This is a genomic window from Citrobacter sp. Cpo103, assembly GCF_030332605.1.
Taxonomy (GTDB): Bacteria; Pseudomonadota; Gammaproteobacteria; order Enterobacterales; family Enterobacteriaceae; genus Citrobacter; species Citrobacter portucalensis.
On record NZ_JAOWHO010000023.1, the window covers coordinates 131566 to 147479 of the forward strand.

The 15914-nt window shown below is 50.7% G+C and carries 16 protein-coding genes; 10 read left to right on the forward strand and 6 right to left on the reverse strand.

All coding sequences use genetic code 11. The annotated features are described in order from the left end of the window. Positions 1-16 precede the first annotated feature (16 nt). Entirely contained in the window at positions 17-2062 is a 2046-nt protein-coding gene (gene dcp, locus OGX89_RS06190; RefSeq protein WP_126957159.1) for a peptidyl-dipeptidase Dcp, read from the reverse strand. Between the two features lie 137 nt (positions 2063-2199). Between dcp and ydfG the strand changes: the two genes are divergently transcribed. The 3 genes from ydfG to ydfZ all read left to right on the forward strand — a co-directional run bounded on the left by ydfG (position 2200) and on the right by ydfZ (position 4114). Beyond that, entirely contained in the window at positions 2200-2946 is a 747-nt protein-coding gene (gene ydfG, locus OGX89_RS06195; RefSeq protein ID WP_003832919.1) for a bifunctional NADP-dependent 3-hydroxy acid dehydrogenase/3-hydroxypropionate dehydrogenase YdfG, read from the forward strand. An 86-nt stretch (positions 2947-3032) separates the two neighbouring features. Beyond that, positions 3033-3719, forward strand: coding sequence for a GntR family transcriptional regulator (locus tag OGX89_RS06200; RefSeq protein ID WP_003032396.1), 687 nt, complete (start codon positions 3033-3035; stop codon positions 3717-3719). Positions 3720-3910: 191 nt separating this feature from the next. Beyond that, positions 3911-4114 carry a putative selenium delivery protein YdfZ gene (gene ydfZ, locus OGX89_RS06205; RefSeq protein ID WP_003032393.1) on the forward strand — a complete coding sequence of 68 codons (204 nt, stop codon included), beginning with the start codon at positions 3911-3913 and terminating at the stop codon, positions 4112-4114. 74 nt (positions 4115-4188) lie between these two features. Here ydfZ and OGX89_RS06210 read toward each other — a convergent pair whose 3' ends face one another. From OGX89_RS06210 to OGX89_RS06225, 4 genes are all read right to left on the reverse strand, one after another. Then, complete coding sequence (locus OGX89_RS06210) at positions 4189-5655, reverse strand: mannitol dehydrogenase family protein (RefSeq protein WP_126957157.1); 1467 nt, start codon at positions 5653-5655, stop codon at positions 4189-4191. Between the two features lie 161 nt (positions 5656-5816). Continuing rightward, the gene (locus OGX89_RS06215) at positions 5817-7151 is read right to left on the reverse strand and encodes an MFS transporter (protein ID WP_063941577.1); all 1335 of its coding nucleotides are present in this window, start codon (positions 7149-7151) and stop codon (positions 5817-5819) included. 60 nt (positions 7152-7211) lie between these two features. Then, positions 7212-8426 carry a starvation-sensing protein RspA gene (rspA, locus tag OGX89_RS06220; RefSeq protein WP_003832907.1) on the reverse strand — a complete coding sequence of 405 codons (1215 nt, stop codon included), beginning with the start codon at positions 8424-8426 and terminating at the stop codon, positions 7212-7214. A 107-nt stretch (positions 8427-8533) separates the two neighbouring features. Then, entirely contained in the window at positions 8534-8860 is a 327-nt protein-coding gene (locus OGX89_RS06225; protein ID WP_003832904.1) for a YnfA family protein, read from the reverse strand. A 153-nt stretch (positions 8861-9013) separates the two neighbouring features. On the opposite strand from OGX89_RS06225, the gene OGX89_RS06230 reads away from it, so the two are divergent. Together OGX89_RS06230 and speG are read left to right on the forward strand one after the other, a co-directional pair. Next, entirely contained in the window at positions 9014-9355 is a 342-nt protein-coding gene (locus tag OGX89_RS06230) for a DUF1283 family protein (protein ID WP_003032382.1), read from the forward strand. Between the two features lie 35 nt (positions 9356-9390). Beyond that, positions 9391-9951, forward strand: a complete 561-nt coding sequence (gene speG / locus OGX89_RS06235; protein WP_003832900.1) for a spermidine N1-acetyltransferase — start codon at positions 9391-9393, stop codon at positions 9949-9951. 6 nt (positions 9952-9957) lie between these two features. On the opposite strand, the gene OGX89_RS06240 is transcribed toward speG, so the two are convergent. After that, positions 9958-10668 carry a YnfC family lipoprotein gene (locus OGX89_RS06240; RefSeq protein WP_126957155.1) on the reverse strand — a complete coding sequence of 237 codons (711 nt, stop codon included), beginning with the start codon at positions 10666-10668 and terminating at the stop codon, positions 9958-9960. Between the two features lie 102 nt (positions 10669-10770). Between OGX89_RS06240 and OGX89_RS06245 the strand changes: the two genes are divergently transcribed. The 5 genes from OGX89_RS06245 (at position 10771) to dmsD (ending at position 15810) form a co-directional block, all read left to right on the forward strand. Continuing rightward, positions 10771-11079 (forward strand): DUF1161 domain-containing protein, encoded by a 309-nt coding sequence (locus OGX89_RS06245; protein ID WP_126957152.1) that lies wholly within the window; start codon positions 10771-10773, stop codon positions 11077-11079. 148 nt (positions 11080-11227) lie between these two features. Further along, positions 11228-13669, forward strand: coding sequence for a selenate/tellurate reductase subunit YnfE (gene ynfE / locus OGX89_RS06250; RefSeq protein WP_126957148.1), 2442 nt, complete (start codon positions 11228-11230; stop codon positions 13667-13669). Between the two features lie 10 nt (positions 13670-13679). Further along, on the forward strand, positions 13680-14297 hold the full coding sequence (locus OGX89_RS06255) for a DMSO/selenate family reductase complex B subunit (protein WP_126957146.1): 618 nt from the start codon (positions 13680-13682) through the stop codon (positions 14295-14297). A 1-nt stretch (position 14298) separates the two neighbouring features. Beyond that, on the forward strand, positions 14299-15153 hold the full coding sequence (locus OGX89_RS06260) for a dimethyl sulfoxide reductase anchor subunit family protein (protein WP_126957144.1): 855 nt from the start codon (positions 14299-14301) through the stop codon (positions 15151-15153). A 42-nt stretch (positions 15154-15195) separates the two neighbouring features. Continuing rightward, a complete protein-coding gene (dmsD, locus tag OGX89_RS06265) occupies positions 15196-15810 on the forward strand; it encodes a Tat proofreading chaperone DmsD (RefSeq protein WP_063941575.1) in 615 nt (204 codons plus the stop codon). The last annotated feature ends 104 nt before the right edge of the window (positions 15811-15914 follow it).

Here is a 15914-nt window from a genome sequence, read left to right on the forward strand (position 1 = left end):
CCCCTCTGAACAAACCTTACGCGCTCAAACCACGATGTTCCAGCATCGGCTCCATTCGGGGATCGCGCCCGCTCCACTGGTGATAGAGTTCAGCTAAATCAGTACTGTTACCGCGGGACAAAATAGCTTCACGGAACTTTTGCCCGTTTTCACGAGTTAATCCGCCCTGCTCTACAAACCACTGATAGCCATCATCGGCCAGCATTTGCGTCCACAAATAGGCGTAATAACCTGCGGCATAACCGCCGCCGAAGATATGGGCAAAATAGCTGCTGCGATAACGAGGCGGCACAGCCTTGAGATCCAAACCTTCAGCCGCCAGCGCCTGCTGTTCAAATTGATAGACCGAAAGAGATAACGCGCTCTTTTCCAGACTGTGCCAACGCATATCCAACAATGCGGCACTGAGCAGTTCGGTCATGTCGTAACCTTTGTTAAACAGGCTGGCCCGCTGCATCTTATCCCGCAACGCCTGTGGCATTTGCTCCCCGGTATCAACATGACGAGCAAAACGAGCAAAGACCTGCGGATGACTCGCCCAGTGTTCGTTGATCTGCGAAGGAAACTCAACAAAATCACGCGGAGTGTTGGTCCCTGAAAGCGTGGCATAACGCTGAGTGGCGAACAGGCCATGCAACGTGTGCCCAAACTCATGAAATAACGTAATAACATCATCCCACAATAACAATGCAGGCTGACCTTTTGCCGGTTTTTGATAATTACACACGTTGTAAATAACCGGCCGGGTTTCATTGAGTTGCGATTGCTCAACAAAATTGCCCATCCAGGCACCACCGCTTTTCGATTCCCGGGCAAAGAAATCGCCGTAAAATAACGCCAGCCCTACGCCATCGTGATCGAATATTTCCCATACCCGAACATCCGGGTGATAAACAGGAATGTCGAACCGTTCTATAAATTTTATGCCAAAGAGTTGATTAGCTGTCCAGAAAACGCCCTCGTTCAGCACCGTATCAAGGGCAAAGTAAGGTTTGAGCTGCGCCTCATCAAGTGCATATTTCTCACGACGAACCTGCTCGGCATAAAATGCCCAGTCCCAGGCCTCGACGTTAAATTTCCCCTTTTCGTGATTTATAACATTCTGGATTTCGGCCTGTTCATCCAATGCCCTGGCTCGCGCAGCGGGAACAATCGCCCGCATGAAATTGAGTGCAGCTTCCGGTGTTTTTGCCATCTGATCGGCAATTTTCCAGGCGGCGTAATTGGCAAAACCGAGTAGTTTCGCCTGCTGCATTCGGATCTCGACCAGTCGCTGAATAATCGCCCGAGTATCGTTAGCGTCATTGTTTTCTGCTCTCGTCCATGCGCGGTTGAACAGATTCTCACGGGTCTGGCGATCGCGTAACGCCGCAAGCGCCGGTTGCTGAGTCGTGTTCAATAGCGGGATAACCCAACGCGCTTCAAGCCCTTTCTCCTTTGCAGCTTCGGCGGCAACAGCAATTTCCTCTGCGCTGAGTCCGTCCAGGTAACGTGCATCATCCACCACCAGAGCACCGGACTTGTTCGCCGCCAGCAGACGTTGATTAAACTGGCTGGTCAACGTGGCGGACTCTGTATTGAGCGCTTTAAGGTTCGCTTTATCGACCTCATTCAGACGCGCGCCGGCTAATACAAAACGCTGGTGGATGACCTCCAGCAAGCGTGATGATTCGCTATCCAGCCCCAGTGAACCTCGCTGTTGCCAGACCGCTTCAACGCGCGAAAAAAGCGCGTCATTAAGATAAATATCATTGGCAAGGCTCGCCAGTTCCGCGGAAAATTCTTCGTCAAGGCGCTGTAGTTCATCGTTGGTGTGTGCCGCCGTCATCGCGAAGAAAATGCTGGTTACGCGTGTGAGCAGCGTGCCACTTTGTTCAAGCGCCAGCAACGTATTGGCAAAATCAGGGGCCTGCGGGTTTTGCACAATCGCCTCGATCTCTGCACGTTTTTGCCGCACGCCTTCATCGAACGCTGGGCGATAGTGCTGCACCTCTATCTGATCAAACTGCGGGGCCTGATACGGCAATGTGCTGTGGTGTAAAAAGGGATTCGTTAACGACATCTTCCACTCCTGAAAACGATTTGTTTACCAGAGTAGACTTCCCGGGAATCAACCGCAATCGCGTTACGCAGGAATAGCTCTGAACGGAAATGACGTGCTATGGTAGTACTACATAAAAAGCGTTGAGGAACAGTGAGATGATCGTTTTAGTAACCGGAGCAACCGCAGGTTTTGGTGAGTGCATTACGCGTCGTTTTATTGAGAATGGGCATAAAGTTATTGCCACCGGACGCCGCCAGGAGCGCCTGCAAGAGCTCAAAGATGAGCTGGGTGACCGCCTCTATACCGCGCAACTGGACGTACGTAATCGTGCATCGATTGAAGAGATGATGGACGCCTTACCCGCAGAATGGCGCAATATTGATGTTCTGGTCAACAACGCAGGTCTGGCGCTGGGCCTTGAGCCTGCTCACAAGGCCAGCATTGAAGACTGGGAGAATATGATCGACACCAACAACAAGGGGCTGGTTTATATGACCCGTGCCGTTCTGCCTGGTATGGTTGAACGCAACCGCGGTCATATTATCAATATCGGTTCTACCGCGGGCAGTTGGCCATACGCTGGCGGTAACGTCTACGGTGCGACTAAAGCGTTTGTTCGCCAGTTTAGCCTGAATTTACGTACTGATTTACACGGCACTGCAATTCGCGTTACCGACATCGAGCCGGGTCTGGTTGGCGGTACGGAGTTCTCTAATGTCCGTTTTAAAGGTGATGACGCCAAAGCTGAAAAAGCCTACGAAAATACCACGGCGCTGACTCCGCAAGATGTTACAGAAGCGGTATGGTGGGTGGCTTCTTTACCGGCTCATGTCAATATCAACACCCTTGAAATGATGCCTGTCACACAGTCTTTTGCCGGGCTGAGTATCCACCGGAGCTAATTTCTCTGCCCGGCCTTGTGCCGGGTATAGATAGCCTGAAAGAAGTGATAAAATATCCGGGTTAACTCTCTAAAAAGTAAGAATGAATGACCGTAGAAACGCAGCTCAACCCTACACAACCAGTAAATCAACAGATTTACCGTATTCTTCGCCGTGATATCGTGCATTGTCTGATTGCACCCGGTACACCGCTGTCGGAGAAAGAGGTTTCTGTACGATTTAATGTGTCACGCCAGCCGGTACGAGAAGCATTCATCAAACTGGCTGAGAACGGTCTGATTCAGATCCGCCCGCAGCGTGGCAGCTACGTGAATAAAATTTCGCTGTCGCAGGTGCAAAACGGCTGTTTTGTTCGCCAGGCAATTGAATGTGCCGTGGTACGCCGCGCCGCATCGCTGATCAACGATCAACAGTGCTATCAGCTTGAACAGAATTTGCATCAGCAGCGCATCGCAATTGACCGAAAACAGATTAATGATTTCTTCCAGCTTGATGATGAGTTTCATCAGAAACTGGCTTTAATCGCCGAGTGCCAACTCGCCTGGGATACCGTTGAGAATATAAAGGCTACAATTGACCGCGTTCGTTATATGAGCCTGGATCATATTTCCCCGCCTGAAATGCTGCTACGCCAGCATCACGATATCTTTGCCGCCCTTGAGAAGCATGATGGCGATGCGGTCGAGCGCGCAATGATGCTCCATCTTCAGGAAATTGGTGAGTCCGTTCAGCTTATTCGTCAGGAAAATAGCGACTGGTTCAGCGAAGATTAATACTACGCTCACCTCACTCCGGGGTGAGTTTCTCCTGCGTTTTCCCCTCTCCCGCATAACTGCATAAAAAAAGCTGTGATTTTGATCGAAAACAAAAAAAATCATTAACGAGAAGCGTATTTATATTGCGCCCGTTACGTGGGACTAAAAGCCCACGGGCTTTGACGGTAAGTTGGAAAGGAGAAAACACCATGAAAACATACGATCGTAACCGTAACGCAATCACCACTGGCAGCCGCGTCATGATCAGCGACACCGGACTCACAGGCCGCATTACAGCGATAGATACCGATGGCCTGACCGCTGAGCAGATTCGCCGCGGGAAAACAGTGGAAATCGAAGGATGTGAAGGCAAATACGCCCCCCTCGAGCTGATTCGTTTAGGCATGAACTAATTGGTGTGAATGCCAGAAAACACAGCGCCATCTGGCCGTTGCAAGCCAGATGGCGACATAAAGCATAATCTTCGTTACATCAGTTTTGCTGCATACTTCGCAACCGTCGCCTTCGCCCCTTCAGCCAGTAAAGTAAGATACGCTTGTGTGACCTGACGGTTGAACAGCTCAACCTGCGGCAGTTCGCGACCAAAAATAGCATCAATTGCCAGCAGCGCCTGAACGCGCTCTTCGCCCTCGTTACTGCTACGCACGGCATTCTGGATCACCGGCAACAATGGATCGCTAATTTCAATCGCCTGGCCCTGTTCATCCACACCACCGACGTAACGCATCCAGCCAGCGACACCCAGTGCCAGCAGCGCAAAGTCACTACCGTGCACAATGTGCCAACGAATGGAATCAAGCATACGCTGCGGCAGTTTTTGGCTACCGTCCATGGCGATCTGCCAGGTACGATGACGCAGCGCCGGATTGCTGTAGCGTTCAATTAACAGATCGGCGTAGCGCTGTAGGTCAACACCTTTTACTTTCAGCGTAGGTGCTTGTTCCTGCAACATCAGCGCACGTGCAGCAAGACGATAGTTTTCATCACCCATGCAATCGTTAATATGTTGATATCCCGCCAGATACCCAAGATACGCAAGGAAAGAGTGGCTGCCGTTGAGCATACGCAGTTTCATCTCTTCAAACGGAATGACATCAGCCACCAGTTCCGCCCCGGCCTTTTCCCATTCAGGACGGCCGGCAACAAAGCTATCTTCAATTACCCACTGGCGGAACGGTTCGCATGCCACGCCTGCCGGGTCGCGTACACCGGTGATATGTTCAATTTTGTCCAGTGTCTCCTGCGTAACTGCCGGGACAATGCGGTCAACCATGGTTGATGGGAATGTCACATGTTGTTCGATCCACGCGGCCAGTTCCATATCCACCGCTCGGGCATATGCAGTGACAACATTGCGCATCACATGACCGTTTTCTGGCATGTTATCGCAGGACATCACGGTAAAGGCGGCTAAACCCGCAGCTTTGCGACGAGCCAGGGCTTCAACCACCACGCCCGGCGCAGTTTTAGGCTGTTTGGGGTTTTGCAGATCGGCTGCAATCATTGGATTGTCTAACATCAGTTGGCCGGTCGCCGGAGAATGGCAGTATCCTTTCTCGGTGATGGTCAGGGAAACGATCGCGACCTGCGGTTCACACATCGCTGCCAGTACGCTTTCCAGACCATCAACCTGCGCATGCAATGCATTTTTCACCACGCCCACGACTCTCGCAGTCCAGGCATCAGCAGACATCTCTGCAACGGTATACAGATTATCTTGCTGTTTCAGATCGAAAATCTGCTGCTCGCCGCCAATCAGGTTCACTTCGCAGTAACCCCAGTCACTGCCGTGATCGGCGGCCAGAATGTCAGCGTAAACACCCTGATGTGCGCGGTGAAACGCGCCAAACCCCAGATGAACAATACGCGGAACCAGTTTTGTACGATCGTAGTCAGGAAGTGCAGCCTTAGCCGCTAAGAGCTTGTTTTGCATGGTATGGCCTACTTATAAATGAAATCAGGACTGTTCCAGAGTAACGCCTGTATGGTTGTATGTTTTGATTTGCATTAAGCTTTTTATGATTGGTATGACATCATTTATTGAGTTATGAACCAAAATCGGTGAGTTTGGCGGCATACTGCCGCCAATCGATATTAGTGTTTCTGCCACTGCTGATATTCACGTTTAAGTCTTTGCGGTGCAGTTTCCGGCATCATCAACAAACCAATAATTGAAATAACTCCAAGCACAATCACATAGGTTGCAAGTCCATAGTAATGTCCACCTGTTACTTGCAGAATTTTTACTGCTACTAAGCCAAGAATCCCGCTGCCTATTAGCGACCCCAGTTGCCAAATTAATGCTATTCCGCTACAGCGAATATGAGTTGGGAAAAGCTCTGGAAAATAAGAGGCCTGAGGTGCGTAGCACATACTATGCCCAATACTCAGAACCAGGATCATTACTATTTGTGTAAGCCAAAAACTATCCTGATTAATCGCAAGAAAGAAAGGAATAATCATAACGACCTGCAGCAACGCGCCGATAATATAAACTGGTTTACGTCCAATTTTATCGCATAGCGACCCCATCAACGGTATTGCAATGATTTCTATTATGACCGCAACGATCATTGTCTCCATCAAAATATTAGCATCAAGATTGTTTGCCTTACCGTAAGCCAAAACAATCACTGTGAACATTGCAAATGTGCAAGCTTCAATTAGTTTCGCACAGACCCCCTTGACAACAATGCCAGGAAAATCGCGGATAACTTCAACTAATGGACGTGATTCTTCTGCTTTTGTCTCCCTAATCTGAGCAAAGACCGGTGACTCATCAATTTTTAAGCGGATAAACAGCCCTACAATAACCAGTAACAGACTCAAAAGGAACGGTATACGCCACCCGTAATCCATCATTGCCTCTGGAGAAAGTGTGGCATTTAACAGCGCAAAGAGTGCTAACGGCAGAAGAAAACCAACCGGGGCACCAATTTGAACCCAACTGGAAAAAAATCCACGATTTTTGGGTTCAGAATATTCAGCAGTCATCAGTACTGCACCGGCTTGCTCTCCTCCAACACCAAATCCCTGTAATACACGAATAAAAATAAGTAAAGCTGGAGCCCAGACACCAATTTTCTCATATGTAGGTAATAACCCGATACAAAACGTCCCCAAACCTACAATTAATATGGTAATAACCAGTGCTTTTTTACGCCCAACCTTATCGCCAATATGACCAAAGACAATTCCTCCTAATGGTCTTGCGAGGAAACCAACAGCATAGGTTGCAAAAGCAGCGAGAGTACTTATTAACGGATCATCACTTGGGAAAAATAAATGACCAAAAAAGAGTACAGCAGCTGTCCCGTATGCAAAAAAATCATAATACTCAGCTGCTGTACCAATTGCGGATGCTGAAGCCACTCGGCGAATAATGGGCTTATTATCTACGTTATCTTTAATATCGACTGAACTAACCATAAGTTTAACCTTCTGTAGGGTATTGGGTTAATCAACATCTTTCGTACGTAAAATTTATATTTACCAGTTCCACAGCGTGCCATCTTCCAGGCGAGCAACGGGCAGATATGCAGGGTCATACGGATATTTCGCCGCCAGTTTTTCGTCAAACTCGATCCCAAGACCAGGTTTGTCTCCTGGGTGCATATAGCCGTTATCAAAGGTCCAGTTATGTGGGAACACTTCCAGCATTTGCTCGGAATAGCCCATATATTCCTGTACGCCGAAGTTCGGCACCCACAGATCAAAATGCAGCGCGGCGGCCATGCACACAGGCGACAGATCGGAAGGTCCATGTGAACCGGTACGAACCTGATACAGCGACGCGAAATCGGCAATCCGGCGCATACCGGTGATACCACCCGCATGGGTGATGGTGGTGCGGATATAGTCGATCAGTTGTTCTTCAATAAGCTGTTTACAGTCCCAGATACTGTTGAACACTTCCCCTACCGCAATCGGCGTGACCGTATGCTGGCGGATCAGGCGGAAGCACTCCTGGTTTTCAGCTGGCGTTGGGTCTTCCATCCAGAACAAACGGTACTGTTCAATGCTTTTGCCAAAACGGGCCGCTTCAATTGGCGTCAGACGGTGGTGCATATCGTGCAGGAGATGTTCGTTGAAACCAAACTTGTCACGCACGGCAGCAAACAATTTTGGTGTGAAATCCAGGTATTTCTCCGTTGACCACAACTGCTCTTCCGGCCATTGCCCTTTGGTGGCGGGTTCGTAGGCCAGTCCTTTGCCTTTAGACATACCGTAAGTGGTTTTCATACCCGGCACGCCGCACTGCACGCGAATAGCTTTAAAGCCCATTTCTTTATGACGCGCATAATCTTCGAGTACGTCATCAACGGTATGGCCTGTGGTGTGACAGTAGACCATAACCCCTTCACGAGAAGCACCGCCGAGCAACTGGTACAACGGCATATTCGCCGCTTTCGCTTTGATGTCCCAGAGAGCCATATCCACCGCAGAAATCGCCGACATGGTGACCGGACCACGACGCCAGTACGCACCTTTGTAGAAAAACTGCCAGATGTCCTCAATACGATGCGCATCGCGACCAATAAGCTGCGGACACACGTGATCTTTCAGATACGACGCCACGGACAACTCGCGTCCATTTAACGTGGCATCTCCCAGCCCGGTGATCCCATCTTCTGTGGTAATTTTCAACGTTACAAAATTACGCCCAGGACAGGTGACAAACACTTCAGCCCCAACAATCTTCATTTCTTATTCCCTACATCTGTTCTTGTGATGCAGGAAATTTACTCAACTGAGCTACTACCATACAAGTATAAAGATCAAAAAAACGCTGTTTGATCACAAAAAAGGCGCTATGCGCGCCCCCATCCAGCCACAATGATCAACATGCCGCACAATGCCACCAGCGCGCCAGACCAGTCATATAAACTGAGTTTTACACCATCGACAATGCGTAGCCATAGCAGCGCGGTCACCACGTAAACACCGCCATAGGCTGCGTATACACGCCCGCTGGCTGCCGGATGCAGCGTCAGCAACCAGACGAATACAGCCAGTGATACCCCGGCGGGTATCAGCAACCAGGCTGTAGCCCCTCGCTTAAGCCAGAGCCAGGGTAAAAAGCAGCCAATGATTTCGCATAACGCGGTGACGAAAAAAAGAAATGTGGTCTTAAGCATTGATGTTATTCAGTTACCTTCGGTTTAACCATGATACGACAGAATCTCGTTAACGTATCCATATCTACCGGGTGGGTATGCCCGCAAACTGGAATAGTGTAGAATTTAACCCTGTTTTATCGTTTTTACCCTTTCCCATAAAAGGAATTCACCATGAAAATTACACTGACCAAACGCCTGTGCCTGACGGCTATGCTGACGCTGGCTGCGGCTGTGTACACCTCTTCCGCATTTGCTGAAACCAGTAAACTGGTCATTGAATCCGGAGACAGTGCGCAAAGTCGTCAACAAGCCGCAATGGAAAAGGAACAATGGAACGATACGCGCCAGCTTCGCCAGAAAGTCAATAAACGTGCAGAGAAAGAATGGGACAAAGCCGATACGGCCTTTGATAGCCGTGATAAGTGCGAGCAGAGCGCTAATATTAATGCATACTGGGAACCTAACACCCTGCGCTGCCTCGACCGCCGTACTGGCCGCACCGTTGCCCCATAATCATTGCACTTTGAAGGATATTGAAAGGATACGATATGACTAGCGCCCTCAGTGTTAAGTTGCGCCCGCTGGAGCGTGAAGATTTACGATTCGTCCATCAGCTTGATAATAATGCCAGCGTAATGCGCTACTGGTTCGAAGAGCCTTACGAAGCGTTTGTTGAGCTGTCAGACCTGTATGACAAACATATCCACGACCAAAGCGAACGTCGCTTCGTGGTGGAGTGCGACGGTGAAAAAGCCGGGCTGGTGGAGCTGGTTGAAATTAACCATGTGCACCGCCGGGCCGAATTTCAGATCATTATTTCGCCGGAATATCAGGGGAAGGGTCTGGCCTCACGGGCGGCTAAGCTTGCGATGGATTACGGCTTTACCGTGCTCAACCTCTATAAGTTGTATCTGATCGTCGATAAAGAGAACGAAAAGGCTATCCACATTTACCGTAAACTCGGTTTTATGGTGGAAGGCGAGCTGATTCATGAATTCTTTATCAACGGCCAATACCGCAACACTATCCGCATGTGCATCTTCCAGCAGCAGTATCTGGCAGAACACAAAACGGCAGGCCCTAACCTGTTGCAACCTACCGCTCAGTAAAGGCGATTAGTAGTAATCGATAGTGTTTTCAATCGAGTAATGATGTTCAACTGCCGGCTTCACGCTCTCGTCAACGATAACGAGCTGGCAGTTGACCGGATTTGCGTATTCATCGTATTTGCACGTTTGTTTGACATTGCCTAACGGATGATTGTTGAGCAGGCTCACCGCGGTGTAATCCAGCTTCTTCAACGGGTCGACCGACGGTTTGGCATCAACCTGTAAGGTATTGTCCTTACTGACGGTTGTTTTACCCAGCGGGTAGCCTTCGGCATCATATCGATACTGCACCTTCATCTCTTTCCCCGTGGCGGAAACGACAAAGCCGTTATCGTCGGTATCCCACACCACACCGGCAGCAGGCAGTTCCGCTAGCTGGCATTTACCTTGTAAGCGGATCTTTTTTTCCAGCGTTTCGGCATCCCGATAGTAGTTAGCATCCAGGACCAGCGCCATACCGGTATTGTTTTCGATATCGTGCAGTTCAAGTGTATCGAAACACCCTTCCTGTGACAGGGTACCAGCGACGCGCTTGGTGACCTCACCTTTGTCGTTGAGCAGCGTCTGACTGAAATCTTTCACCGGCCCGCGCAGCGGATCGAAATCAAATTCATTGGAAAAACTGGCCATTTCCGGCGTAAAGGAAACCAGCCCTTTGGCATTATCACACCCAACCAGCACGACACACAGGAAACCTAACAGGGTCTGTTTCTTCACATTTTTCACCGGGATAAGAAGATAATTCTCAATCATATTAGCAAATACAGTTATTTACACCAGAAATGCTAATCTTAGTCTATGTCGATCATAAAGGAGCTGATGATGAAACACGTAACAGGAATTGCTGCGATCCTACTGGCAGTTGCATCCCCACTGGTTCTGGCGGCGCCCGCGTCATGCGAACGCGTGAAAAGCGATATCGAGCAGCGCATCATCAATAATGGCGTCGCAGAGTCCAGCTTTACGCTGAACATTGTCCCCAACGATCAGGCCGATCAACCTGATTCACTGGTGGTAGGACATTGTGCAAACGATACGCACAAAATTCTCTACACCCGGACTAACAGTGGAAACGCCCCTGCCAACAGCTCGCCTGCACAGGACGGGCACGTCGCCGAACCGCAATAAATCATACCCTCCGTACGCGGAGGGTTACTCCAGTTTGATATGCATTAAAATGCCATACTCATAAATGGGTAAACTCACTCTATTATTAGCATGCTATTAATTTCGCTATAGATATTAATATATAGCGATAACTATAATGGAGTGAGTTATGTCTGATACTGAGCGATATGGAAGTATTAGCCGCAGGATGTTAGTGAAATCCTCGGCTATAGGTTCGTTGGCGCTTGCCGCTGGCGGGTTATCGTTACCTTTTGGGATGCGCACCGCAGCTGCTGCTGCGGTACAACAGGCGATACAACCGGCTGAAGAGAAAGTGGTTTGGGGTGCTTGTTCCGTGAACTGCGGAAGTCGTTGTGCCCTGCAACTCCACGTCAAAGATGACGAAGTCGTATGGGTGGAGTCTGATACGACCGGAGACGATATTTATGGTCAGCACCAGGTGCGCGCCTGTTTGCGTGGACGCTCAATCCGTCGACGGATCAATCATCCGGATCGCCTCAATTATCCTATGAAGCGCGTGGGCAAACGCGGTGAGGGTAAATTCAAACGCATAACCTGGCAGGAAGCACTGGATACCATCAGCACCAGTTTAAAAAATACCGTACAGAAATACGGTAATGAGGCCGTGTATATCAACTACACCTCTGGCATTGTCGGCGGCAATATTACTCGCTCCTCCCCTTATGCCTCGCTGGTCGCTCGATTGATGAACTGCTATGGCGGATTCCTGAGCCATTACGGCACATACAGTACCGCACAAATCGCGGCGGCAATGCCTTACACCTACGGCTCAAATGACGGCAACAGTACATCCGACATTGAAAACACGAAGCTGGTGGTGATGTTCGGCAATAACCCTGCCGAAACGCGCATGAGCGGCGGTGGCATAACATACTTCCTTGAGCAGGCCCGGGAGCGTTCTAACGCCCGCATGATCGTCATCGACCCGCGTTATACCGATACCGCTGCGGGTCGTGAAGATGAGTGGATCCCTATCCGTCCGGGAACCGATGCCGCACTGGTGGCGGGAATCGCCTGGGTCCTGATTAACGAAGATCTCGTCGACCAGGCGTTCCTCGACACATATTGCGTCGGTTATGACGAGAAAACCCTACCCGCTGACGCTCCCGCTAACGGACATTACAAGGCCTATATACTTGGCAATGGCGATGACGGTGTCGCTAAAACGCCCCAATGGGCCTCGCATGTCACAGGGATCCCGGCCGAGCGCATCATTAAACTGGCACGGGAAATCGGTAGTACAAAACCGGCGTATATTTGTCAGGGTTGGGGTCCACAACGTCAGGCTAACGGCGAACTGACTTCGCGCGCGATCGCAATGCTGCCAATCCTGACCGGCAACGTTGGCATCAACGGCGGCAATAGCGGTGCGCGAGAATCAACCTACACCATCACGATTGAACGTATGCCGCTGCCGGATAATCCCATCAAGACCCAGATATCCTGCTTTAGCTGGACCGACGCCATCGCCCGGGGTCCGGAAATGACCGCAACCCGCGATGGCGTGCGCGGGAAGGATAAGCTCGATGTACCGATTAAATTTATCTGGAACTACGCGGGCAACACCATTACTAATCAGCACTCAGATATCAATAAAACGCATGAGATCCTTCAGGATGATACGAAATGCGAAATGATAGTGGTCATCGAAAATTTCATGACATCTTCGGCGAAATATGCCGATATTCTGCTGCCGGACCTAATGACCGTCGAACAGGAAGACATCATTCCTAACGACTATGCAGGCAACATGGGATACCTCATTTTTATTCAACCCGCGACGTCACCGAAGTTCGAACGCAAACCGATCTACTGGATAATGAGCGAAGTCGCCAAACGCCTTGGCAATGATATCTATCAACGGTTTACGGAAGGCCGTACTCAGGAACAGTGGCTCCAGTATCTGTATGCAAAAATGCTGGCCAAGGACCCCGCGCTCCCTTCTTATGACGAGCTGAAAAAAATGGGGATCTATAAACGCAAAGATCCTAACGGGCATTTTGTCGCTTATAAAAAATTCCGCGACGATCCGCAGGCCAATCCGCTCAAAACACCCTCTGGAAAGATTGAAATTTACTCCAGCCGACTGGCGAAAATTGCCAACACCTGGGAGTTGCAAAAGGACGAAGTAATTAGCCCGCTTCCCGTCTACGCCTCCACGTTTGAAGGGTGGGACGATCCCAAACGCAGCGCATTTCCGCTGCAGTTGTTTGGCTTTCATTACAAATCCCGTACGCACTCCAGCTACGGCAATATCGATGTTCTGCAGGCGTCCTGTCGTCAGGAAGTGTGGATCAATCCCGTCGATGCCCAAAAGCGTGGTATTGCAAATGGCGATATGGTGCGGGTCTTTAACGATCGCGGGGAAGTACGTATTCCGGCCAAAGTGACGCCACGGATCCTGCCTGGCGTCAGCGCAATGGGCCAGGGTGCATGGCACGATGCAGATATGGCCGGCGACAAGATTGACCATGGCGCCTGCGTCAATACGCTGACAACACAGCGCCCTTCACCGCTGGCAAAAGGTAACCCACAGCATACTAATCTGGTCGAGATCGAGAAGGTTTAAGGACTAACCCATGACAACTCAGTATGGATTTTTTATTGATTCCAGTCGTTGCACCGGGTGCAAAACCTGCGAGCTGGCCTGCAAAGACTACAAAGACCTCACTCCTGACGTCAGTTTCCGGCGGATTTACGAATACGCAGGTGGTGACTGGCAGGAAGACAACGGCGTCTGGCACCAGAACGTTTTTGCCTACTATCTCTCCATCTCATGTAACCACTGCGAGGATCCGGCCTGCACCAAGGTTTGTCCAAGTGGTGCGATGCATAAGCGTGAGGATGGTTTTGTGGTGGTCGATGAAGACGTGTGCATTGGCTGTCGCTACTGTCATATGGCCTGCCCGTACGGTGCGCCACAGTACAATGCTGCGAAAGGACATATGACCAAGTGTGATGGCTGCCATGAACGCGCGGCAGACGGCAAAAAGCCCATCTGCGTCGAGTCCTGTCCGCTGCGTGCGCTGGATTTTGGCCCCATCGACGAACTGCGCAAAAAACATGGTGAACTGGCTGCCGTCGCCCCGCTGCCGGGTGCGCACTTCACCAAACCAAATATTGTGATCAAACCAAACGCCAATTGCCGCCCGACCGGGGATACCACGGGTTTTCTGGCTAATCCAAAGGAGGTGTAAAATGGGAAATGGATGGCATGAATGGCCGCTGGTACTGTTCACGGTGCTGGGACAGTGCGTAGCCGGGGCGCTGATCGTAAGTGGTTACGGCTGGCTGACCGCTAAGGATGGGCTGGTAAAACGACGTATCGTTCGCAGTATGTTTTTTCTCTGGCTGGTGATGGGCATCGCCTTTCTCGCCTCGGTCATGCATTTAGGTTCGCCGCTGCGCGCGTTTAACTCACTGAACAGAATTGGCGCATCGGCGCTGAGTAACGAAATCGCCGGTGGTTCACTGTTTTTCGCCGTCGGTGGCCTGTGGTGGCTGGTGGCGTTTCTCGGTAAAATGCCCGCAGCGTTAGGTAAAATCTGGCTGCTGTTGAGCATGCTGCTGGGCCTGGTATTTGTCTTTGCGATGACCAACGTCTACCAGATAGACACCGTCCCAACCTGGTATAACGGCTATACTACACTGGCATTTTTCATGACGATGCTGCTCAGTGGACCGCTATTTGCCGCTCTGCTGCTGCGTGCTGCAGGTGTTTCTTTTAACGCCGCCAGATTCGCCGGTATCAGCGTGCTGGCCCTGCTGGTGACCGTGGCGGTTATTGTGCTGCAGGGACTGTCACTCGGCGAGATCCACAGTTCGGTACAATCCGCCAGCGCGCTGGTTCCCGACTACGGCAGTTTACAGGTCTGGCGAGTCCTGCTGCTGGCTGCGGGTCTGGGTTGCTGGATATGTCCGTTGATCCGTTGCAAAGGACCGTCCGTTGGCGGGTTGGCACTCGGATTAATTCTGGTGCTTGTCGGTGAAATCATTGGCCGCGGATTGTTTTACGGTTTACATATGACAGTCGGAATGGCTGTCGCAGGTTAACTTTCGGGTGCGGGGCAACCCGCACTGTTCAGGATTGTTTGCATGACCCATTTTTCACAACGAGACAACTTTTCTACTGCAGCGCGTGTGCTCGGCGCGCTGTTTTACTATGCCCCAGACAGTGCCGAAGCTTCGGCACTGGTCAGTGCGTTAAGAACCGATGGCTGGCAGGCGCAGTGGCCGCTTGAAAAGACAACGCTTTCGCCGTTAGCCGCTCAGTTTCAGGCTGAGGCCGATGAGTCTCTCCCGCAGGCCTGGCAACGTCTGTTTGTTGGTCCTTATGCGCTCCCTTCTCCGCCATGGGGATCCGTCTGGCTGGATCGTGAAAACGTGTTGTTTGGCGACTCCACGCTGGCATTACGTCAGTGGATGCGGGACAACGGCATCCAGTTTGCGATGCAGCAAAATGAGCCAGAAGATCACTTTGGTTCGCTGCTGTTGCTGACGGCCTGGCTTGCCGAGAACGAACGCCACACCGAGTGCGAGCAACTGCTGGCCTGGCATCTCTTCCCATGGTCATCACGCTTTCTTAATGTGTTTATCGAAAAAGCCGACCACCCGTTCTACCAGGCGCTGGGTGAGCTGGCGCGTCTGACGCTGGCACAGTGGCAATCACAGTTACTGATCCCGGTAGCCGATAAGCCTTTGTTCCGTTAATTTCGTCACAGGCAGGAATTGTCCTGCCTGTGGTGCATCATCCTGTTGCGCACGCTGAGCTTTTGCTTCTGTTGCCTAATAGCCGCAAAATAGAGCGTCTGAAT

Coding starts and splice junctions, on each gene's coding strand:
- dmsD (WP_063941575.1), top strand. CDS start 15,196: ATGACCCATTTTTCACAACGAGACAACTTTTCTACTGCAGCGCGTGTG.
- ydfG (WP_003832919.1), top strand. CDS start 2,200: ATGATCGTTTTAGTAACCGGAGCAACCGCAGGTTTTGGTGAGTGCATT.
- OGX89_RS06260 (WP_126957144.1), top strand. CDS start 14,299: ATGGGAAATGGATGGCATGAATGGCCGCTGGTACTGTTCACGGTGCTG.
- speG (WP_003832900.1), top strand. CDS start 9,391: ATGACTAGCGCCCTCAGTGTTAAGTTGCGCCCGCTGGAGCGTGAAGAT.
- OGX89_RS06200 (WP_003032396.1), top strand. CDS start 3,033: ATGACCGTAGAAACGCAGCTCAACCCTACACAACCAGTAAATCAACAG.
- dcp (WP_126957159.1), bottom strand. CDS start 2,062: ATGTCGTTAACGAATCCCTTTTTACACCACAGCACATTGCCGTATCAG.
- OGX89_RS06210 (WP_126957157.1), bottom strand. CDS start 5,655: ATGCAAAACAAGCTCTTAGCGGCTAAGGCTGCACTTCCTGACTACGAT.
- OGX89_RS06225 (WP_003832904.1), bottom strand. CDS start 8,860: ATGCTTAAGACCACATTTCTTTTTTTCGTCACCGCGTTATGCGAAATC.
- OGX89_RS06245 (WP_126957152.1), top strand. CDS start 10,771: ATGATGAAACACGTAACAGGAATTGCTGCGATCCTACTGGCAGTTGCA.
- ynfE (WP_126957148.1), top strand. CDS start 11,228: ATGTCTGATACTGAGCGATATGGAAGTATTAGCCGCAGGATGTTAGTG.
- OGX89_RS06255 (WP_126957146.1), top strand. CDS start 13,680: ATGACAACTCAGTATGGATTTTTTATTGATTCCAGTCGTTGCACCGGG.
- OGX89_RS06230 (WP_003032382.1), top strand. CDS start 9,014: ATGAAAATTACACTGACCAAACGCCTGTGCCTGACGGCTATGCTGACG.
- ydfZ (WP_003032393.1), top strand. CDS start 3,911: ATGAAAACATACGATCGTAACCGTAACGCAATCACCACTGGCAGCCGC.
- OGX89_RS06215 (WP_063941577.1), bottom strand. CDS start 7,151: ATGGTTAGTTCAGTCGATATTAAAGATAACGTAGATAATAAGCCCATT.
- rspA (WP_003832907.1), bottom strand. CDS start 8,426: ATGAAGATTGTTGGGGCTGAAGTGTTTGTCACCTGTCCTGGGCGTAAT.